Origin of the sequence: Bacillus sp. FSL K6-3176, from assembly GCF_038003325.1 — a bacterium.
GTDB classification, from domain to species: Bacteria; Bacillota; Bacilli; order Bacillales; family Bacillaceae; genus Bacillus; species Bacillus altitudinis.
In genome coordinates this window covers 3,489,373-3,509,858 of record NZ_JBBOOX010000001.1, presented here as the reverse complement: position 1 = coordinate 3,509,858, position 20,486 = coordinate 3,489,373, and the positions used below count along the sequence as shown (strand labels likewise).

At 40.0% G+C, this 20,486-nt stretch carries 26 protein-coding genes; 13 read left to right on the top strand and 13 right to left on the bottom strand.

Features of this window, described 5'->3' with window-relative positions; translation table 11 throughout:
* Positions 1-73 precede the first annotated feature (73 nt).
* A complete protein-coding gene (locus MHB38_RS18280; RefSeq protein WP_007497867.1) occupies positions 74-706 on the top strand; it encodes a GTP pyrophosphokinase in 633 nt (210 codons plus the stop codon).
* A 51-nt stretch (positions 707-757) separates the two neighbouring features.
* Here the strand turns inward: MHB38_RS18280 and MHB38_RS18275 are convergent, their stop codons facing one another.
* Both MHB38_RS18275 and MHB38_RS18270 read right to left on the bottom strand, forming a co-directional pair.
* Positions 758-907, bottom strand: a complete 150-nt coding sequence (locus MHB38_RS18275) for a hypothetical protein (protein ID WP_017358698.1) — start codon at positions 905-907, stop codon at positions 758-760.
* 19 nt (positions 908-926) lie between these two features.
* Positions 927-2,012: a Rap family tetratricopeptide repeat protein gene (locus MHB38_RS18270; protein WP_008345544.1), complete on the bottom strand. Its 1,086-nt coding sequence runs from the start codon at positions 2,010-2,012 to the stop codon at positions 927-929.
* A gap of 528 nt (positions 2,013-2,540) precedes the next feature.
* On the opposite strand from MHB38_RS18270, the gene MHB38_RS18265 reads away from it, so the two are divergent.
* The 3 genes from MHB38_RS18265 (at position 2,541) to MHB38_RS18255 (ending at position 4,745) form a co-directional block, all read left to right on the top strand.
* Positions 2,541-3,305, top strand: a complete 765-nt coding sequence (locus MHB38_RS18265) for a transporter substrate-binding domain-containing protein (RefSeq protein WP_045033805.1) — start codon at positions 2,541-2,543, stop codon at positions 3,303-3,305.
* 70 nt (positions 3,306-3,375) lie between these two features.
* A complete protein-coding gene (locus MHB38_RS18260) occupies positions 3,376-4,020 on the top strand; it encodes an amino acid ABC transporter permease (protein ID WP_007497860.1) in 645 nt (214 codons plus the stop codon).
* Positions 4,017-4,745 carry an amino acid ABC transporter ATP-binding protein gene (locus tag MHB38_RS18255; RefSeq protein ID WP_025208197.1) on the top strand — a complete coding sequence of 243 codons (729 nt, stop codon included), beginning with the start codon at positions 4,017-4,019 and terminating at the stop codon, positions 4,743-4,745. The genes MHB38_RS18260 and MHB38_RS18255 overlap by 4 nt, the downstream gene beginning before the upstream one ends.
* 87 nt (positions 4,746-4,832) lie before the next feature.
* On the opposite strand, the gene MHB38_RS18250 is transcribed toward MHB38_RS18255, so the two are convergent.
* A complete protein-coding gene (locus MHB38_RS18250) occupies positions 4,833-5,216 on the bottom strand; it encodes a VOC family protein (RefSeq protein WP_008345541.1) in 384 nt (127 codons plus the stop codon).
* Between the two features lie 117 nt (positions 5,217-5,333).
* On the opposite strand from MHB38_RS18250, the gene MHB38_RS18245 reads away from it, so the two are divergent.
* Positions 5,334-6,515, top strand: a complete 1,182-nt coding sequence (locus tag MHB38_RS18245) for a class I SAM-dependent rRNA methyltransferase (protein WP_144716443.1) — start codon at positions 5,334-5,336, stop codon at positions 6,513-6,515.
* 36 nt (positions 6,516-6,551) lie between these two features.
* On the opposite strand, the gene MHB38_RS18240 is transcribed toward MHB38_RS18245, so the two are convergent.
* Positions 6,552-7,232, bottom strand: coding sequence for a CidB/LrgB family autolysis modulator (locus tag MHB38_RS18240; RefSeq protein WP_007497850.1), 681 nt, complete (start codon positions 7,230-7,232; stop codon positions 6,552-6,554).
* Entirely contained in the window at positions 7,226-7,609 is a 384-nt protein-coding gene (locus tag MHB38_RS18235) for a CidA/LrgA family holin-like protein (protein WP_008345527.1), read from the bottom strand. Before MHB38_RS18235 ends, MHB38_RS18240 begins: the two co-directional genes overlap by 7 nt.
* 165 nt (positions 7,610-7,774) lie before the next feature.
* Between MHB38_RS18235 and cidR the strand changes: the two genes are divergently transcribed.
* The 4 genes from cidR to MHB38_RS18215 all read left to right on the top strand — a co-directional run bounded on the left by cidR (position 7,775) and on the right by MHB38_RS18215 (position 10,668).
* Complete coding sequence (gene cidR, locus MHB38_RS18230) at positions 7,775-8,662, top strand: cidABC operon transcriptional activator CidR (RefSeq protein ID WP_008345526.1); 888 nt, start codon at positions 7,775-7,777, stop codon at positions 8,660-8,662.
* 17 nt (positions 8,663-8,679) lie between these two features.
* On the top strand, positions 8,680-9,504 hold the full coding sequence (gene thiM, locus MHB38_RS18225; RefSeq protein WP_116306455.1) for a hydroxyethylthiazole kinase: 825 nt from the start codon (positions 8,680-8,682) through the stop codon (positions 9,502-9,504).
* Positions 9,491-10,180 (top strand): thiamine phosphate synthase, encoded by a 690-nt coding sequence (gene thiE, locus MHB38_RS18220; protein ID WP_144716442.1) that lies wholly within the window; start codon positions 9,491-9,493, stop codon positions 10,178-10,180. Before thiM ends, thiE begins: the two co-directional genes overlap by 14 nt.
* A gap of 113 nt (positions 10,181-10,293) precedes the next feature.
* Entirely contained in the window at positions 10,294-10,668 is a 375-nt protein-coding gene (locus tag MHB38_RS18215) for a nuclear transport factor 2 family protein (protein WP_017368295.1), read from the top strand.
* A gap of 26 nt (positions 10,669-10,694) precedes the next feature.
* On the opposite strand, the gene MHB38_RS18210 is transcribed toward MHB38_RS18215, so the two are convergent.
* The 4 genes from MHB38_RS18210 to MHB38_RS18195 form a co-directional block, all read right to left on the bottom strand.
* Positions 10,695-11,033 (bottom strand): DUF4288 domain-containing protein, encoded by a 339-nt coding sequence (locus MHB38_RS18210; RefSeq protein ID WP_017360152.1) that lies wholly within the window; start codon positions 11,031-11,033, stop codon positions 10,695-10,697.
* A 301-nt stretch (positions 11,034-11,334) separates the two neighbouring features.
* Complete coding sequence (locus MHB38_RS18205; protein ID WP_017360150.1) at positions 11,335-12,873, bottom strand: solute symporter family protein; 1,539 nt, start codon at positions 12,871-12,873, stop codon at positions 11,335-11,337.
* Positions 12,870-13,184 carry a DUF485 domain-containing protein gene (locus MHB38_RS18200; protein ID WP_017360149.1) on the bottom strand — a complete coding sequence of 105 codons (315 nt, stop codon included), beginning with the start codon at positions 13,182-13,184 and terminating at the stop codon, positions 12,870-12,872. Before MHB38_RS18200 ends, MHB38_RS18205 begins: the two co-directional genes overlap by 4 nt.
* Before the next feature lie 333 nt (positions 13,185-13,517).
* Positions 13,518-14,189 (bottom strand): hypothetical protein, encoded by a 672-nt coding sequence (locus MHB38_RS18195; RefSeq protein WP_048001151.1) that lies wholly within the window; start codon positions 14,187-14,189, stop codon positions 13,518-13,520.
* Positions 14,190-14,931: 742 nt separating this feature from the next.
* On the opposite strand from MHB38_RS18195, the gene MHB38_RS18190 reads away from it, so the two are divergent.
* Positions 14,932-16,059, top strand: coding sequence for a response regulator aspartate phosphatase (locus tag MHB38_RS18190; RefSeq protein WP_017360145.1), 1,128 nt, complete (start codon positions 14,932-14,934; stop codon positions 16,057-16,059).
* Positions 16,049-16,333: a hypothetical protein gene (locus MHB38_RS18185; RefSeq protein ID WP_017360144.1), complete on the top strand. Its 285-nt coding sequence runs from the start codon at positions 16,049-16,051 to the stop codon at positions 16,331-16,333. The genes MHB38_RS18190 and MHB38_RS18185 overlap by 11 nt, the downstream gene beginning before the upstream one ends.
* 341 nt (positions 16,334-16,674) lie before the next feature.
* On the opposite strand, the gene MHB38_RS18180 is transcribed toward MHB38_RS18185, so the two are convergent.
* The 3 genes from MHB38_RS18180 to MHB38_RS18170 form a co-directional block, all read right to left on the bottom strand.
* Positions 16,675-17,343, bottom strand: a complete 669-nt coding sequence (locus tag MHB38_RS18180; RefSeq protein ID WP_081114245.1) for a glycosyltransferase family protein — start codon at positions 17,341-17,343, stop codon at positions 16,675-16,677.
* Positions 17,336-18,025, bottom strand: coding sequence for a class I SAM-dependent methyltransferase (locus tag MHB38_RS18175; RefSeq protein ID WP_017368290.1), 690 nt, complete (start codon positions 18,023-18,025; stop codon positions 17,336-17,338). Before MHB38_RS18175 ends, MHB38_RS18180 begins: the two co-directional genes overlap by 8 nt.
* A gap of 298 nt (positions 18,026-18,323) precedes the next feature.
* The gene (locus MHB38_RS18170; protein ID WP_008345506.1) at positions 18,324-18,464 is read right to left on the bottom strand and encodes an anti-repressor SinI family protein; all 141 of its coding nucleotides are present in this window, start codon (positions 18,462-18,464) and stop codon (positions 18,324-18,326) included.
* Positions 18,465-18,922: 458 nt separating this feature from the next.
* Here MHB38_RS18170 and MHB38_RS18165 point away from each other — a divergent pair, with 458 nt between their 5' ends.
* Positions 18,923-19,306 (top strand): GtrA family protein, encoded by a 384-nt coding sequence (locus tag MHB38_RS18165; protein ID WP_024719496.1) that lies wholly within the window; start codon positions 18,923-18,925, stop codon positions 19,304-19,306.
* A 26-nt stretch (positions 19,307-19,332) separates the two neighbouring features.
* Positions 19,333-19,590, top strand: a complete 258-nt coding sequence (locus MHB38_RS18160) for a hypothetical protein (RefSeq protein WP_008345502.1) — start codon at positions 19,333-19,335, stop codon at positions 19,588-19,590.
* Positions 19,591-19,624: 34 nt separating this feature from the next.
* Here the strand turns inward: MHB38_RS18160 and MHB38_RS18155 are convergent, their stop codons facing one another.
* Positions 19,625-20,470 (bottom strand): AraC family transcriptional regulator, encoded by an 846-nt coding sequence (locus MHB38_RS18155; RefSeq protein WP_008345501.1) that lies wholly within the window; start codon positions 20,468-20,470, stop codon positions 19,625-19,627.
* Positions 20,471-20,486: the final 16 nt, after the last annotated feature.

Genomic DNA, 20,486 nt, shown 5'->3' with positions numbered 1-20,486 from the left:
TTGCGTTCTCTCTCCGTCTAGTAAACGGAAAGCAGTGTAACAGCTGTTTGCCAAAAGGAGATGACAAAAAGAAATGAATATGTCAGCAACTCATGTAGAAGATTTGAAAAGTGTCATGGAAGACTGGAAAAATGAATTATTAGTATATAAATTTGCATTAGATGAAATGGATACAAAGTTTTCGATTATTAGTCAGGAATATAATTTAATCCATGGACACAACCCAATAGAGCATACAAAATCACGGATCAAATCCTTTGAAAGCATCGTGAATAAACTAGCGAGAAAAGGATGTGACATCACCACACAATGTGCCAAGGAGTACATACATGATATCGCTGGTGTCCGCATCATCTGCTCGTTTATTCAAGATATCTATAACATTATTGATGTTCTGAGGCAAAGAGAGGATTTAAAGATCCTTGAAGTGAAAGATTACATTCAGCATCCGAAACCAAATGGCTATCGAAGTCTTCATTTAATTGTTGAAATTCCTGTTTACTTAACGAATCGTGTGGAGCATGTGAAGGTTGAAATTCAGGTGCGGACCATTGCGATGGATTTCTGGGCGAGTCTCGAACATAAAATCTATTATAAACTGCAAAACGATGTTCCTCATCAGCTCACCGATGAACTAAAGGAAGCGGCAGATATCGCTCACTACTTAGATGAAAAAATGCAAAATATCAAACGAGAAATTGATTAACCAATAAAAAAGAGTAGCTGTTTTGAATGACAGCTACTCTTTTTAGTCTTATTAAGGGTTGGTGCCTCGATCTCTCTTTTGAATGATCGTACCGTCATCTTGCGATTGTGCAGACTGGCTCTCTTTTTGAGTAGAAGTGCCAATCAAAACACCTGTAATCAAGAACGTAAAAATCGCACTTGAGATCAGCCATTTTTTCATCATACATCACTCCATCTTCTTAACAAGTTTTGAATGACAATGCCTTGTTCTGAAAATAAATTGCTTCTTTCGGAAGACCATTTTCAGTTAAGTAGGCGGCTACATCCTGACAGATAGCCTCAAGATCAACAAGGAAATTCATAGATTCCAATTGATCACAATAAGAAATGATCTGCTCAATCATGTTGTTGGGCTGGAGCATCAATGTTTCTAAAATGGATAATTTAAGTGAAATGTTTCGTTGTTTTAAATTTTCTGCTTTTTGAAGTGAAAGCTGTACATAATAGTGGAACAAACCAGGCTTTTTCAGCTTAAACAGCGCTTTTGTGTAGGCATACAAGGCCAGTAAATAGCCGCCTGGGGAAGAAGTTTCGAATGACTCAATCAATAAAGCTTTTTCTAGGAGCGGCACAGCTTCACTGTATTCATTTCTTAGACTTTTAATAAAAGCTGCATTGCAATATGCGTGGCCAAGTAAATCCGGATCCTCCATCTGTTCTAGTGAGTAAATCACCTGTTGAAACAAAGTTTCTGCCTCATCATATTTAGATTGATCCGCATAATTCAGAGCAAGCATCATTTGACAGCTGATTGATTTTTTCACATAACATGGATCTGCGTCGTAAATAGACGAAGCCTTTTTTAAGTGGTGGATGGAGAGAAGTGTGGATCTTATATTATAGTATAGACATCCTGTTTTATAATGGAATTCTGCCTTTTCAATGTCATCATGTACGAGATCTAATTTATCCTCGGCCAATTTCAAATGGTGAAATGCTGTATCTTGATTCCCTCTGCGCATTTCATACATGCCTTTAAAGAAATAGAAATAGTAGCTGAGCATATCATCTGTACGAATCGCATTTTCATCCACAAAAAGACTGTGATCTAACGAAGCTGTATCTTCGACTAAATCTTTGAAACGGTATTCTAAAAGTTGATAGTAGAGTAAGACATCTTGATTCTCTTCCATTCGATCAAATGCTTGAAGAATCTCTTCTTTTAGCTGTATTGCTTCTTGTATGTCTCTTTTTTTCATCAAGACATACCAGTCATTTAGCATATTTGCTACATCAACGGATGACAAAACACCTGTTTCTGCCAATTGGTATCCTCCTTTCTTCACCTATTCATTTCTGCTGATTCTTATTTGTCTGAATCATCTTTCCATATTAAGTATCTTCTTATATTTTAAGCGGTCTATCTCAATTTGTAAAACATGTTTTTTGATGTAAATTCAACCAGTAGTGAAAAAATTAGGGAGTAGTGATCGAATTGTATACGCTTACATTTTTTTAGGTAAAAAGAGGATGTTGAAAAAATATATCAGGATATCAATAGAGGAAGAGAGACAGTGAAAGAGGGTTTTTTCATAGGTGAGAAAGAAGTGGTATTTATAAAGGAGTGTTCGCGGTTTTTTGTGAGATTATATCACATGAATATTGTGAAACATGCTTCTTTCAGAATAAAATGAGTTATTCGCAAAAAAGTAAAATTTAAAGAGACTATCGATCTAGAATTGTATGGATCTTTGGTATTGATAAAAAATATCACACAGTATAGCTTTAGCGTGGTATAGTAAGATTGTTGTTGCGAATATTTAGACAAAACTGACAATTGGGGGTCGTGTTTTATGAAGAAATCGATGTTACTGATCATGGGACTAATTGTTGTGCTCGTCATGGCAGCCTGTGGTTCAAAATCGGACAGCGGTTCGGGGGAAGGCAAAGGCACATATAAAATCGGGATAGATACAACATATCCGCCATTTGAATTTGAAAAGGGCGGTAAATATGAGGGAATAGACGTTGATTTAATTAACGCAATTGCAAAAGACCAAGACTTCAAAGTGAAGCTTGAAGCAATGGATTTCTCAGGGATCATTCCAGCGATGCAAGCAGGTCAGCTTGATGTTGGAATGGGTGGTATGAGTATTACAGATGAGCGTAAAAAGAAAGTGGATTTTTCAGATCCATACTTCGACGCTGGTCTGACAGTTGTTGTGAAAAAGGACAGCAGCATCAAATCGATTGATGATTTAAAGGGGAAAAAGCTAGCTGTTAAAAATGGGACAACAGGTGCAAAATTTGCATCAGATAACGCAGACAAATATGGGTATGAAGTAGTTCAATTCAATGACAGTCCATCTATGTTCCAAGAAGTATCTAATGGAAATGCAGATGCTTTAATTGAGGATTATCCTGTCATTACGTATGCGATCGCACAGCAAGACTTGAAATTGAAAACAGTTGGAGACCGCTTGAATGGCGACCAATACGGGATCTCAGTCATGAAGGGGAAAAATCAGGACTTATTGAAGAAAATCAATAAAGGGCTTGAGAACCTAAAGAAAAACGGTGAATATGACAAAATTATTGAGAAATATTTGAAGTCATAACACAAGCGAGGCGCGCTCAGAGCGCGCTTTCTTTATGTGTCAACCGTATGTGAATTAGGGAGGGAGAAACATGGATACGATTGTTAATGCATTTCCGTATTTAATGGATGGTTTGCAAACCACTTTATATATCTTTGTTGTTGCTATCATTTTAGGTTTTATCATCGGGTTAATTGTGGCGCTATTCCGCCTGTCACCATTTAAAATCTTGAACTTTATTTCACTCGTTTTTGTCAATGCCATTCGAGGTACGCCATTTATCGTACAGCTATTCTTCATTTATTTTGGGCTTAATACACTTGAATTCATTTCGCTTGATCGAGTGCCGGCAGGGATTATTACAGTAGCGATTAATGCAGGAGCTTATTTCTCAGAAATCATTCGTGCAGGGATTCAGTCCATTGATAAAGGACAAACAGAAGCCGCACGCTCTTTAGGATTCACAGGTGGACAAAACATGCGTTTTATCGTTCTTCCACAGGCATTCCGCCGTATGCTTCCAGCCATTACGAACCAAGCCATCATCAGTTTGAAGGACACCTCTCTCTTATCGATTATCGGTATTGCTGATATCATGCAGCGGGGACAAGTTCAAGCATCGGCTACATTTGATCCTTTGAATGTCTGGCTCATTGTCGGTGTCATTTATTTCGTGATCATTTATTTACTTTCTCTACTGGCTAGCTACGCAGAAAGGAGATTTGATGTGAAATGAGTATGATTACGGTGAAAAACTTGAAGAAATCCTTTGGTGATAACGAAGTCTTAAAGGATATTAATGCAGTCATCGAGGAAAAAGAGGTTGTATGTGTCATTGGTCCTTCAGGATCAGGGAAAAGCACATTTCTAAGATGTCTCAATAAATTAGAGGATATTACGGCTGGGGAAGTTGTTGTCCACGGACATACGATTACAGACCCAAAAGTGAATATCAATAAAGTAAGACAAGAAGTTGGCATGGTGTTTCAGCACTTTAATTTATTTCCTCATAAAACCGTGTTAGAAAATATCACGATCGCACCGGTGAAAGTAAAAGGGATGGAGAAGAAAGCGGCAGTCGATAAAGCATTAGACTTGCTTGAAAAGGTCGGCTTGAAAGACAAGGCCAAAAGTTACCCTAACCAATTATCTGGTGGACAAAAACAGCGTGTTGCCATTGCAAGAGCCTTGGCGATGGACCCGAAAGTGCTCTTATTCGATGAGCCGACATCTGCTCTTGACCCTGAGGTCGTTGGGGATGTTTTAGCTGTTATGAAACAATTAGCAGTCGAAGGAATGACGATGATTGTCGTCACACATGAAATGGGCTTTGCAAGAGAAGTGGGAGATCGCGTGATCTTTATGGATGGCGGATATATCGTCGAAGAAGACAAACCAGAAGCACTCTTTGGAAACCCGCAGCACGAGCGTACCAAATCATTTCTTAGTAAGGTGCTATAAAAAAAGAGTAAGAGCAGGTATGCTCTTACTCTTTTTCTTTTGTGACGAGAATGAATATACCGATTCGCATGCATTTCCTAGGAAATATTATCGCTGGAAGAACTCAATCCACTCTTGGTCTGGCCCTCGGAAAAAGAAGTAGCAATAGCCATTGGGCAATGTTGTGATTTCTTCATCTATTAGCTCAATTTGCAGCTTTTGAATACGGTTAAATTCAGCGTGAATATTATCTGTTGTGAAGGCGAGATGGTGAACCTTTCCTTCAGATGGAAGGTCACTGCTATACCCTTGAATGAGTTCGATTTCCGTTTCCGCTTCGTCTTTAAAGCCAAGAAAGGCAAGTTCAATGACTCCGTTTGTATGAGTGATGCGATCCTTTAATTTCATGCCCACCACTTTTTCATAAAAATCAATGGACTGATCAATATTTGTCACCATAATCCCTGTATGATCTAAGCGTAATGTTGTCAAAAAAGAGCCTCCTCTATGTCGAGTTGATATTTTTCTCCTCATCTTATCATAATAGAAGTAACGTATACATTCATATGGTAGGATAGAGAGAGTCAATTTAGGATAAGGATGACACAAATGAAAAAAATCTCATTAAAACAAACATTTGCAGAACAAGTGAAAAAGGGATATCCGCTTATTTCAAAAGATGCTGTGTCGCGTGTGAACGGTGTACAGGAAGGCGAGCTAATTGAATGGGTAGATGAAAGAGGCTCTTTTTTAGGGAAAGGATATTATGGTGTGCAAAATAAAGGCATCGGTTGGGTGCTTTCCTTTGACGCTAACGAAAAAATAGATCAGGCCTTTTTTGTTTCTAAACTTGAACAGGCATCCAAAAGCAGAACGCATCTATTTCGTGATGCACAGACGACGGCTTTCCGTGTGTTCAATGGGGAAGGGGATGGAATTGGTGGAATCACGATTGATTATTATGATGGATTCTATCTCATCCAATGGTATAGCGAAGGTGTTTTTACATTAAAAGAAGATGTATTGGCTGCGATTGAGCAGGTGTACCCTGACTATAAAGGCATTTATGAAAAGAAACGATTTGATACGTCTGGACAATATATCGAAGATGACGATTTTGTAAAAGGGGAGAAAGGTGAATTTCCTCTTATCGTCAAAGAAAATGGGATGAACGTGGCGGTTTATCTAAATGATGGTGCGATGACAGGTATTTTCCTTGATCAGCGTCATGTGCGAAAAGCAATTCGAGATCGCTATGCAAAAGGAAAGACCGTCCTTAATACGTTCTCTTATACCGGCGCTTTCTCTGTAGCAGCAGCGCTTGGCGGGGCAAGCCGTACGACAAGTGTAGATGTTGCAAACCGCAGTTTGAAAAAAACATCCGAGCAGTTTGAAGTGAATGGCATTGATGTAGACGGGCAGGATATCAAAGTCATGGATGTCTTTAAATATTTCCCGTTTGCGGCGAAAAAAGGCTGGAGCTATGATGTTGTGATCTTGGACCCACCTTCCTTTGCACGAACGAAGAAACACACATTCAGTGCAGCGAAGGATTATAAGAAACTATTAAAAGAAGCCATCCAGATCACAGCTGAGAACGGCGTCATTGTGGCGTCAACCAATAGCAGTGCATTTGGGATGAAAAAGTTTAAAGGATTTATTGCACAGGCCTTTAAAGAATCTGGGAAAACGTATCGTATTCTTGAGGAATATACACTTCCTGAGGACTTCCGTACAACGAAAAATTATCCTGAGGGGAACTATTTAAAGGTTGTCTTCATCCAAGCATAAGAAAAAGCCATTTTCCATAAGGGGAAATGGCTTTTTCTATAAGGCAAACGACATCAGGATAGGCGCTGCACATAATGTAATAATGGCCGAAATGATCATGGACACACTTGAGATCGTGCCTGAGACGGAGCTCAGTTCAAAGGCCTTCGATGTGCCTGCACCGTGTGCTCCTGTACCAAGCAGAACGCCCATTGCAATGTCATTATCAATGCGGAAATAACGGATAACCAATGGCCCAATGATTGAACCAAATAATGCTGTTAAAATGACGAATACAGCCGTAACGGACGGCATCCCGCCAATCATTTCAGACACACTCATTGCAACGGGTGTTGTGACGGACCTTGGGACGAGGCTCTCGATCAGACTCGTGTCCAAATGAAACAATTTAGCGATAAACGCTGTTGATAAAATCGCAACGATAGAACCGCAAGCCACATTCAAAATAATTTCTACTGCATGCTTCTTCAGAATATGAAAATACTTATATAAAGGAATGGCAAATGCCACAGTCGCAGGTTGAAGCATATTTGTCAGCCATTTTCCGCCTTGATTGTAAGCATCGTAAGGAATGTTCACGATTAACAGCAAGACCACAAGAACAACCGGTGTTACAAGTAAAGGGGAGACATAGACTTTCGGATGACGTTTATAAACCGCTTTTGATCCGAGATAGATCAGAATGGTTAAGATCAAAAATAGTCCACCAACTAACATAGCTTTTTTCGCTCCTTTCTTTTCGCAATCATCTGCGTCATCATGCCAGTCGAGAGCATGACCACAAAGGTACTAAGTAAAACCACAAGGACAATACTTGTGCCAGATTGAGAAAGTAATGTTCCGTAATCAATCACACCTACTGCTGAAGGGATAAAGAAGAGCAGCAGTTCTCCAAGCAGCCAAACGGCGCCAAGTTCAATCCATTTTAATTTAATGATGTTAAAATGAAGTAATAAGAAAATGACAAGAATGCCTAAGATCGTGCCCGGAATTCTTAAATGCAAAAAGGCCGCCAGCACATTCATCAATTTCGCAAAAGCAAATAAAGCCATAATCTGAAGGGTAGCAATCAGCGACGTTTTGAGCAATTGCACTTTCTGTTCACTCCTTTTTCTATATAAATTGTTCACTGTTTCACAAAAACAACACAACGTTCTAATTGGTGAGCTTACTTTAAAGTGTACAGCACGTTCTATTATAGGTAAAATACATATATCGAATAGTTAGTATTCCTTTTGTCTATAGAAAGGGTGAACCATGTGGACATCAGACATTTAACATATTTTTTAGAAGTGGCACGGTTAAAGAGTTTTACGAAAGCATCGCAATCGCTCTATGTGTCGCAGCCGACCATTTCCAAGATGGTCAAAAACCTAGAGGATGAGCTAGGTGTGCAGTTGTTTTACCGTAATGGCAGACAGGTTGAAATGACAGATGCTGGACAAACCATGTATACACAGGCGAGTGAAATCACACAATCCTTTCAGAATTTAACGAGTGAATTAAATGATTTAATGAATGTGAAAAAAGGACATATCCGAATAGGACTGCCGCCCATGATTGGATCAAGCTTTTTCCCAAATGTGATGGGGGAATTCCGCCAGCAGTATCCAGATGTCACCTTTCAATTGGTGGAGCACGGCTCCATTAAAGTAGAGGAAGGGGTAGAGGATGGATCATTAGATATTGGTGTCATTGTTCTGCCTGCAAATGATAAAATTTTTCATACATACACCATCATTAAAGAGAATATGAAGCTTGTCACCCATCCATCACATCCGATGGCAGGACGTGATGAGGTTCATTTGGCTGATTTAAAGGAAGAGTCTTTTATTTTCTTTCGAGAAGATTTCGTTCTGCACAGCCGAATCTTAAATGAATGTATGAATGCGGGATTCAGGCCGAACGTTATTTATGAAACGTCACAATGGGATTTCATCAGTGAAATGGTTGCTGAGAACCTTGGAATCGGGCTTCTGCCTGAACGGATTTGCCGTGATCTAGATCCTGATAAAGTGAGGATCATTTCCTTAAATCCGTCTATTCCGTGGCATTTGGGTGTCATTTGGCGAAAGGACCGCTACTTGTCTTTTGCTGCAAGAGAATGGTTAAAGCATACAAAATCCTATGTGTGGGATGCAGAGTAAAAGGGAGGACGATACAGATGAAATTAAGCTGCGTGTCTCATCTTTTGGAAAAGGTTCGAGCGGAAAATCCGCTTGTCCATAATATCACCAACCAAGTTGTGACGAACTTTACAGCGAATGGACTGCTTGCTTTAGGTGCTTCTCCAGTCATGGCAAACGCCAAAGAAGAAGTGGCAGAAATGGCGCAATTAGCGGATGCACTTGTGCTGAATATCGGCACACTAACAAAGGATACGGTGGAGGCGATGGTCATTGCTGGACAAGCGGCCAATGAAAAAGGTGTACCGGTTCTATTAGATCCTGTTGGTGTTGGTGCGACAACGTTTCGGACGAGTGCGGCGAAACAGCTGTTACAGCAAGTGGACATCACTGTTGTCAGAGGGAATGCTGCTGAAATAGCTCATTTAATTGGAGTGAATGGCTGGCAGTCAAAAGGGGTTGATGCAAAAGGGGCAAATGGAGATGTATCGTCTTTAGCAAAGCAGGCGGCAAAAGCCCTTCAAACCGTTGTGGCGATTACAGGGAAAGTGGATGTCGTGTCAGATGGAGAAGAGGTTCTGTCTATTCATAATGGACACGAATGGTTAACCAAGGTGACAGGGACCGGCTGTTTACTCACCTCTGTCATAGGGGCATTTTGTGCAACAGGGGAACGTCCAATTCATGCGTCGGCATCAGCTCTGCTGTTTTATGGTGTCGCTGCAGAAAAGGCAGCTCAGCAGACAGATGAGAAAGGGCCAGGGACCTTTCAAATCGAATTGCTAAACGCGCTGTCCAATACAAATGGTCAAGATGTGATCACGTTAGGAAAAATAGGGGGAGTTTTGCATGACGAAGGTTGATCAGCAGCTAATCAAACAGCAATTATCGGTTTATTTTATTATGGGAACAGCGAATACAAGCCGGCATCCGCTTGATGTGGTGAAAGAGGCCATTCAAGGCGGGATCACGATGTTTCAGTTTCGTGAAAAGGGTGAAGGTGCTCTGCAAGGTGAAGAAAAGAAAAAAATCGCTCGGCAGATTCAAGCACTTTGCCAAGAAGCGAATATCCCCTTTATCGTAAATGATGATGTACAGCTTGCAATCGATCTTGATGCAGATGGTGTCCATGTTGGGCAGGAAGATACACTTGCACAAGATGTACGGCAAAGAATCGGGAATAAAATATTAGGCGTGTCCACGCACAATCTAGATGAAGTGAGGCAAGCGATGAAGGACGGGGCAGATTACGTTGGGATGGGTCCAGTCTATCCTACAGAAACAAAAAAGGATACACGCAGTGTCCAAGGTGTTTCTTTAATCAACGAAGTACGTCAACACGCTCTTCACATTCCTATTGTGGGCATCGGCGGTATCACATATGAAAATGCGGCACCAGTCATCCAAGCGGGAGCCGATGGCATTAGCATCATTAGCGCCATTAGCCAAAGCGCTAATCCGAAAAAAGCTGCGGAAGAACTAACATCTCTCGTCGAGTCAGAGAAAGCAGCTCTTTCATCTGTAAAAGACATGGATTGACTCATCCATGTCTTTTCTTACTTGCGTGAAAAATAGACAGAAGAGATACAATTGTGTACAATCTAATTGTTCGATTTTCTTCGAAATGACAGGTAAATAAAGGAGAATGAATCATGGAAGTGCTCGATACGTATTTTCGCCGATATGATGAAGCGGGAAAAGGGCAAGAGCAAATGAACGAATTGCTGGCATTGTTTTCTGATGATGTCATGATTGTCTTAAATGGTGCTGAAAAGCCTGGCATCCAATCGTTCACACAGTTTTTGAACACATTTTTCCACGTACATGAAGACATTAAGCACATGTGGGATGGCTGGGTGAAACGTGAAGATGGAAAGTATGAAACAAACTGGGCTGTTTGCGGAAAGTTAACAGACGGTCGTGTATATACAGCAGAAGGCATTGATATTGCGGAGCTGGATGATCAAGGAAAGATCGTTTATTTAGAAAACGTCCCGAAAAACCCAGAGTTATTCCAGCGATATTAAAAAGCCGGCAGAGCAGCCGGCTTTTTTTATTTGTCTAACGAATAAGCGTCGATCGCTTCTTTAGCAGATGTTTCTTGATCAAAAAGAAGATATCGGCTGTACACTTCGCTTAAATGCAGGGGACCTTCGTCTAAGTTTTCAACTAGCTCAAAGATATCTAGTACGGCTACTAGTTTTGTGGTTGTTTGTCCATGATCCCCATTTTCAAATGTCTCATCTGGAAAATGGTCTTTGACGATTTGTTTCACTTTTCGATTGTTTTTTGCTCTCACTAAAATGATTCGTTCCTCAAAGATTTTATCCGGTCTCACCTTTGGTGAGGAGCTAGATTCAAATAATAATTTTGCTGAGTACAATTTATGCATATGTTTCACTTCTTCCTTGTGGGGTGAATTTCCAGTATGTGTTTAAAATGATAACATAAGAATAACAAGAGAATTGAAGTCTATGGGGGTAATAGGGTTGAAAAGAATCATTGATAACAGAGGAGAAGTTCATGAAATTTTGCTGATCATCATCACATGCTGTTCGTTGATCACGTTGAGGAAATGTGACAAGTTAGAAAGATATAAAGAGAGATTAAAAGGCCAATTTATCCCATATTGAGTACAGTTTTGAAATAGCAAGAACACTGAAAAAGCCGGCAGAGCAGCCGGCTTTTTCTCATCAATCTGTATCCATATGCATACCTGTGTGTGCTTTTACTTGAATTTCTGTAAAGGTGTCTTCATCTGCTTTTTCAGAGGAGAAAATGGTGCCTAAGTAAGCCGCAAGGAATCCGAGCGGGATCGAGATAATCCCAGGGTTCGACAGTGGGATAAGCGGCTCTCCTGTGAAAATGGCTGCCCCTGATGGGTCCCAGACGCTTGGGCTGAGTGACACAATCAGGAGTGCGCTCAGAAGACCTGTTAAGCTTCCTGCGATAGCACCTGTTGAGTTAAATCGTTTCCAAAAGACAGTGAAGATAATCAACGGTAAATTCGCACTTGCTGCCACTGCGAAGGCAAGTGACACAAGAAAAGCGACGTTTAAAGATTGCGCAAATAATGCAAGAATGATGGAAAGGATAGCCACGCCGATAGAAGCAAAGCGTGCCGCCTTCACCTGTTCACGTTCACTCGCTTTTCCTTTGCGGATAATCTGGCTATAAAAGTCATGAGCAAAGGCAGACGCGGCGGATAAAACGAGACCGGTGACCACTGCCAAAATGGTCGCAAAGGCAATAGCGGAAACAAAGGCAAATAATAAATCTCCCCCTAGGGCCTGTGCAAGCAGTGGTGCTGCCATGTTTCCTGCTGCATCGGCTGCCGTAATTGCATCTGTTCCGACAAAAGCAGCGGCACCGAAGCCGAGGAAAACCGTCATTAAATAAAAAATCCCGATGATCCACGTAGCGGATAGAACAGATTTACGCGCAGAAATGGCATCCTTCACCGTATAAAAACGGATCAAAATATGCGGCAAACCTGCTGTTCCAAGCACAAGTGCAAGGTTCAGAGACAAGGTCTCTAAAGGCACATCATATTTATTTCCCGGGTGAAGAAATGCCCCACCAAGCGGGGTCGCTGTTTTCATCTGCTCAAACATCTTCAGCAGACTAAAATCAAACTTGGCAAACACAAGCAGCGAAATAATCAGCGTGCCCAGCATGAGAAGCACAGCTTTCGTGATCTGTACCCAGCTTGTTGCGATCATGCCGCCAAACACGACATAAATGGTCATCAAGACACCTACGATCAGCACCGCAATCCAGTAATCAATGCCAAGAAGCAGTTTGATTAATGCACCTGCCCCAACAAGCTGTGCAATCATATAAAAAGTTGAGACTGTGATTGTGTTAAATGCGGCTACCCCTCGAATGGCAGGGCGTTTGAATCGTGCAGCAATCATATCAGCCATCGTATATTTTCCTAGATTTCGAAGCGGTTCAGCCACGACATAAAGGACGACAAGATACGCTACAAGAAAACCAATACTATAGAAAAAGCCGTCAAATCCATTTAAGGCGATCATGCCGGCGATCCCTAAAAATGAAGCAGCAGACATATAGTCCCCGGCGATGGCAAGGCCATTTTGAAATCCAGTCAATCCGCCGCCTGCGGTGTAAAAATCGCTCGCATTGCTTGTTTTTTTCGCAGCAAAATACGTGATGACCAATGTGAGCCCTACGATCGCTATGAATAAAATAAAAGCGGTCATGCTCATTCGTCATCACCTCTTGATTCAATTTTTAAAGCGCTTACATATTTGTCGAACTGAGCTGCTTTTTTTGCATAAAGCCCACATAAAACCCATGTCATCACAAATTGCGTGAGGGCAAATAACCAAGCCCACGTGATCGCTCCAATTGCTGGCGTGTTCAAAAAGGTGAAGTAGGATGTAGCAACCGGAAGTGAAAAGTAAAAGAGAAAAAAGAAAATCGTCATCGGTACGATAAATCTGCGTTTTTCCTCAAGAAGTTTTCGAAAATCCTTTGAAGCGGCAACCTTCTTATAATGAACGTTTTTGTCTGCCATTGTTTCCTCCTTTGTACGAATTAGGGACAAGGTACTCCAATGCATATGAGACGATCTGGTTGTTTATGACAGTATATCATAAAAAAGGCACCCGAAAAGGGTGCTTAGCCTGATCAATTGTGGATATAAATATTGGGAAAATGAAAATAAAAACAAGAAGCTGGAAATCAAATATAAGATCAAAGAAAAAAACTCTGTGATATCCATTGTCGCATAGTCTGTAGATTCGATTTAGCAAATGAAACATTTGAGGTCAATGCGTTGGCATATTAACATCAAGAATTACATTACATAAACATGTAGAGAAGCAGGCTGATGGAGCCTGCTTCTCTTTTAATATTTTTTCCCAAGACGTGTCGTATGTGAAACTGTTTTAACATGCTTTTTACGCTTGGAATCTTTGTAGACAGATAAGACAAATTTGTTGTTCCAGTAACCATTTTTCGGGCTGTAGTATGTTTTGAATGTGTAATGAAAGACTTTTTGACCTGTTGATCCTGAAGCTGTAGTTACTGTTGTAGCGAGTATGGCTATTACTTTTAGTGTCAAGACTGCGCCAGCTACAGCACCGGTCCCTGTCGGTAATGCCAAAATTGTTGTTGTCACAAGAACGACAATAGCAAGAGTAACGTTAAATTTGTTTTTATAGGTTTTTACAAGTCTCCATTGATAATCTTTGTTTGATTTTGTGTTAAATTCGCCGTCTTCACTTAATAATTCTGGTCCAGCTTCTTTAAATTCTTTAATGTCTACTAGTTCATTGTTGATACGAAGTTCTTCTGTTGCCCGATCAAAAGAGACGGTATCTATTTGTTCACCATTATCAATCGTTATTGTTTGAGTGCTGCCTTTAACTACAGAATTGAAAGTATGTAGTTTGCCTTCAATTTCAGTTTGATAAGATTCTTTAATTCCTTGAGGTTCTAGGGTTACTGCGGCTACGGTTTGTAATGGAACTGTTAAAAATAGCGTCATGCCTAAAAGCCCGATTATGAACTTTTTCATTTTGGATATTTCCCCCTTGTTTTTTGTGCAATAATAAACATATGGATAAAAAATGCTTTTCTTTTAAAAAAAGTTAATTGAGGAGTGATTGATGTGTTTTGGAATTGGGTAGTAGGCATGATCGGGATAATCATAGGGGCTTGTATCTTTGCAACGGAGTTCGAAGATGCTACTTTCTTCACTCGCTTTATTTTCAAGCTTATTGCGATTTTACTTCTTGTGTTTTCAGTGGCTTTTATTAAGTGGCGGCGTAAAAAAATACAACAGCATAATAATTCATAGTACTCCCTCCTTTTTTGACATGTTTTCATCCTATCATTGATCGGTTTGAATTTGGGAATTCATTGGAAAATTTCTTTTTGGGTTGCGGTGACCGCAATTTAGGTTCTTTTATATGGGAGGCGAATGTATGATGACGGTAATATCAGTATTGATGATGTTAAATGGTGCTTGTTATTTTGCTGTTGTTTTCTTTTTATTGAGTGTCCCATTCATCAATATGGTCATTACTGGATAATAAAGAACAGGCTGAAGAGCCTGTTTTTTGTTACTTAAAATACATGGCGCCTATTTCAAAAACACCACTGCGATTACGTATAAAAACCGATATGTCTTGTGCCCTATTTGCTTAAAAAGTGCTTGCGATATGCCGAAAATTTTACAAATCAATGGATAAATAGGGTTTTATTAGGAGTTGTTATGCTAACATTTATTAAAAATTGGTTTTCTAGGGGGATTGTAAATGGCTTCTATACCGTCTCCAGTTGTAGCGATCAAGATAAATGAATGGTATAAGCAAATAAAAAGATTCAATGTTAAAGAGGCTCAGAAGCTAAGAGAAGAGGTTAGAAAAGAAATCGATGTCATGGAAGAAGATGAACAGGCGGTTCTTTATTTTCAGTTGATGGAGTTCCGTCATCAATTGATGACAGACTATGTGCAGCCTTCTAAAGAACCACTTGAAAAATCGGATTACTTGAAAGCTGTAGAAGGACAAGGAAAGAAGATGTCAGCCATCCTTGAATACTATTTTAATTTTTTTCAAGGGATGTATGAATTCAAAAAAGGAGAGTTTATTAGAGCTATTGTGTTCTATAAGCGCGCGGAAAAGCGCCTAGAGCAAGTAGGGGATGAGTTAGAGAGAGCGGAATTTTATTATAAATTATCAGAAGTGTTTTATCACATGAAACAGACACACGTGTCTATGTATTACGTTGGTCTTTCTTATGATACTTATAAGGCACATAAGAGCAATTCTCTTTATATGATTCGAGAAATTAATTGTCTAACTGTTATGGCAGGTAATTTCATTGATTTTGAATGCAGAGAAAAGGCGCTTCCTCATTTATTGTCAGCTTTAGAAAAATCTAAGGCAATGTCTAATAAGTCAATGATTGTGAAGTCATTATTTAATATTGGGTGTTGTTTTAAAGGATTAGGTGATTTTAATAGGGCACTAGCTTATTTTAATCAGGTGATTCTAGAAGGAGAGCCTATTAATGCTACAGAGTTGCTTTTGGTTTATTATGAATTATCGTTATTTCATTTGAGTCAAAAGGAATTTATTGAGGGTGAAAAATTTTTCAAAAGAGGCTTGGAAGAAGCGAAGAATAGAAAAAATGATCTATTTTTATCGTTACTGATGGTATTGGACATTTTATTTTTAAAAACAGCAAACCTAAGTGAAGTCTTGAGCTCATTGGAAAAATTAGAGAATGAGAGGGGTTATCCATACATGGAAGACCTAGCGCTCGAAGCGGCTCGGTACTATAATGAGAATGGGCGTATGGATGAATCTGTAAAAATGTATGAAAAAGTGATGTACGCCCGAAAACAAATCCAAAGGGGCGACTGTTCATATGAATTTTAAAACGGTTCTTACTGGTTTTTTGAGTGCTTCAGCATTGCTAGGTGTGATCTCATTATCATCTGTCGATTTTGATGTGAATTCAAGAAATGCTACTTCTCCAGAATCCACTGATCTGACTGTAAGAAATGCTACAGGCAGTAGCGTTACTACTGAGGATTTTCCTCTTATAACTTTATCTCAACAAGATAACGATTTTGCTGTGAGGAACGGAACCCGTTCTAGTGAAAATCCTGATGTTCGTTTTGGAACCCGTGATTCTAGATTATCTACTTGATGAATCAAACAGATCTTTAGGGTCTGTCAGGCTGTCGAGGAAATCTCGACAGCTTTATTGTCCCCATTAAAACTTACATCTCTCCATTTTATAATAGAGAAAAGCATATACAATAACGGATCGGAGTGGTTATCGGTTCTACAAATCAGATCCGAAAGCATGTGCTCCGTGTCCTTTTCTTGAAAGCTGCACAAGATCTCAAAAGCACCAAAAGGCCATTTCAAGACATGTGTGGAAGGCCTTTTCATTCATTCTCACCTAACATCATGACGTGGAAAATAAAAAAGAATGTAGAAAAACATGAGTTTCTCTACATTCTGGGCACCCGAAAAGGGTGCTTTCTACCGATAATGCGCAAGAAATGTTTGTCTTGCTTTTTCATATGCTTCTGCATCAAAATGATCTCCGCATTTGTGAATACACCAGGGCTCCACTTGCCTTGCAATCCCAACCTCATATCCCTGCTGTGCAAACTCAAAAGACTGTGACACATCATAAAAATGAAAGCCGTCTAAAAGATCCTCACGCCACTTGATATCATATTGTGTTGCCATAAAAAGACCGTCAATAGCAGAAGCTTTGATATAACCTTGGGTTTCTGTCTGTGGATGACCAGATTCAAACGTTAGCAGCTGATAGGTGTCGTGCCGATATTCAATGACTTTCCCTCTGCAATCATGGCTCTCCCACCAGATCCCATTGTCTGGCACACTTTCTGCACCTATTACCCCAAGTATGCCAAGTGACGGATTTTGCAAGAAAAGTGGAATCAGCTCGAGAAGCAACTGCTGTTTGACGATGAGTGTATCTTGATGAAGATAAATTTTAAACTGTGCAGGATGAGTGAGAGCTTCATTGTATCCAGAGGCCATACTTGATGCATGTCTAATAGGCAAAACCTCTACATGATACCCGTGCGGAGCAGGAAGTGAAGCGAGCTGCCGGAAGCAAGCTTGAAACATCGACTCATCATTTACACATAAAACAAATAAGATGGTGGGGCTACTCATTGAGTTGAACCGCCTCAACCACGTATTGATAGGCAGTCGCTGCCTCGTTAAAATCAAAACGGATGCCATGTTTTACGAGTAATTCATGTAGATCATTCATGACGCCCGTATAGGAAGGGTGTTGTACACGAATGGTTTCAAGCTCACGAACATGAAACCCGGCTGACTGAAAGAGGGCATGAATTTCGTGAAGGGTAAAGAAGCGTAAATGTGTTTGATCCATTAATCCTGCATCTGTATAAGAAAATCTCCCAGCCAGTAATTCTAAAACCGTTGAAATATGACCAATATTCGGAATGGAAGACAAGATGACCCCTTCCTTTTTCAGAAAAGGTTTGACCTTTTTTAAAACGGCCCAAGGGTCCAATAAATGTTCAAGAACATCTCCGAAAATGATGCAGTCAAATTGTTCATGCTGATAAGGCAGCGCCATCTGTTCAATATTGCCGCATAAAACATGATCCAGCGCTTTCTCAGCCTGCTTTGCTGCATCTTCAAAAGATTCAATTCCATATATGGTACGGTCTTGTTGTTTTAAGACTTTTCCAAGCTGGCCTGTGCCGCATCCGATATCCAAGATAGACGTCCATTCCTTACGAATACGATGGACAATCACAGGGTTCACACCGTGATAATATTGATCCTTCTTTTGATGATAATAAGATAGGGAATCTGAACTCACGCGCCACCCACCTTTCTTCTTTCTTGTGTCTCATGCTTAATATATGGGTGGGGAGCTTGGTTTTATAACGAAAATGGGCAATTTCCATGAATGACAGCTAAAAAGGGGTCATATAAAGAACAGGGAACGGACTGTCCTCCTAAAAATAGAAAGACAGAACCCCATTGAGTGGAAGGGATTGGTATGATGAGGTGTTCAATTATTGTAGCGTATCGTCATGAAAGGATGTTTAAAAGGTCAATTGACAGGTTAGAACTTTAGCCAAAGCAATCTGAAAGACAAAGGATAACGGCGTTGATTACGGTTTGTTTATCATCTTCTGATCACCGTTGGATGTTAAAAAAGCTTGTATTTCCTCGATGCCTAGTCCAATTTTTTTCGCTTCTTGAATCAAATAAACCCACTCTTCGTCAACTCTTCTTTTCACTTGCGTATCCATAATATCCTCCAGTTCAATAAGACATATTCATCTGCAACCAATGACTTGAACAAACCGTCTAGTAACTGTACGTGTATGTGAATGGAGTACAAAAATAGATTTTTGTCGAAAAATGATGACATTTAACCTATTTTGTAAAATCTATCACCTACCACGTCCCTAAAAAAATGACTAAAAAACCCATAAATATTGAATTCTTACTTCTCATAATAAACAATTGTAAAGTCAGTTAAAAGATTATAAATTAAAATAATGATAAAGACCTAAATCATTTGACTCATATAAACCCATAAGGTTGACATATGCCATCAGCGAGAACAAATTTCATCTTTACAGGACGCACATATTGTTCGTTTGGGAAGTTCTTCTTAAGATGGTATTCTAAAAGAAACAGAATTCACCAAGAAGGAATGAAGAAAGACATGTATAGCCTTTTTCAAAAGTATCAAGAAGTTGTCATGTATCTGATCATGGGTGTGTGTACAACCATTGTCAACATAGTCAGCTTCTATTTATTCGTTGAGATGTTTTCTATGGATTACAAAACAGCAACGGTTGTTTCATGGGTATTTGCTGTGCTCTTTGCTTATATCACCAATAAGAAGTATGTCTTCAAGCAAAAGGCTCGTGACACAAAAAGCCTGATGCGTGAGCTTTCTTCATTTTTTAGTGTCCGTCTCATGTCTCTAGGTGTAGATCTGGGGCTGATGATTTTATTTGTGAGCCAAATGGCGCTCAACGAAACCGTCGCAAAAATTCTTGTTAACTTTGTGATTGTCGTGGTCAATTATGTCGCCAGTAAATGGTTCGTCTTCAAGAAAACAAAAGAAGATGCGATTTAACACATGAAAAAGATAGGTGATGTGAAATGAGCAGCAGGCCAGACGAATTATATGATGCCATATATCAACAAACAGAAAAGCAGCATGAACAAGTGTTGAGGCTAGTCAAAGAAATGACCGCACATCCAGAAGCATTTTCTGAACAAGAAAAGGAAAAGATCAACCGAATGGACATTGCGCTTCAAACAGCGACGGACATTTTAGAAAATTTAATGACCCCTGATACGCAAATGACCATTGTTTTAAGACAAGGGAGAATTCGTGTTGACCTGACGAAAGCGTAAAAGAAGCAGCCAATTGAAAAGCGGCTGCTTTTTATTATGCATCGCTTGTTTCCCGGAGTTGCTTTGGAGACATGCCGATTTTCTTTCGAAAGACTTTATTCAAGTAATTCGCGTTTCGGTAGCCGCACTGTGTGGCGATTTCTTCAATCGAGTATTTCGTTGTTTTCAGTAACGTTTCCGCCTTTTCTAAACGAATATTGGTTAAATAATGAATCGGTGTGAAGCCAGTTGCCTTTTTGAATTCCCTCGTAAAATGACTTTTGGATAAACGTGCCGCAGCTGCCATATCGTCAGGCCCAATCTCCTCGTGAAAATGGTGGCTTGCAAATAAGGCCGCTTGGACGATGGGCTCAGGCCATTTCTCCATTTGTCCCTCAAGCTTTGGCAAATATGAATACAGTTCCATGACAAATTGATAAGCAAGGCTAGACCCCTCAAATGGATTGGTAATCCGTCTTTCACTGGCTTCATCATAAATCTTCTTTAGCAGGCGGATCGGTTTGGAATTCGGATGAAAACGCATGACCTGCTTTCCTTGATCGATAAATTGATCAAAGCAAAGGTCACAGGCTTCCCCATAAAGTGTTAAATAGAGAAATTCCCAATGTTCACTGTCTTCTGGAAAATAGTATTGATAAGCACTGGGGCTTTTCACCAGAAAGGCCTGTCCAGGCAATACTTTGAATCGTTTCTGTCCGATTTCAATCATGCCGTGTCCAGACAGTGTGAGCTGAAAGATGCACTTGCCCTGATCCTTCCGCTCTACGCCATTCCAGCTGTATAACGAAGATGATTGAACTTCCCAGCCAACAGACCAGATTTGGGCCGGCAATGTCACATCAGAATGGTGAAAACGAAATGCAAATGCTTCCTTCTTCAAATTGGAAACCCTCCTT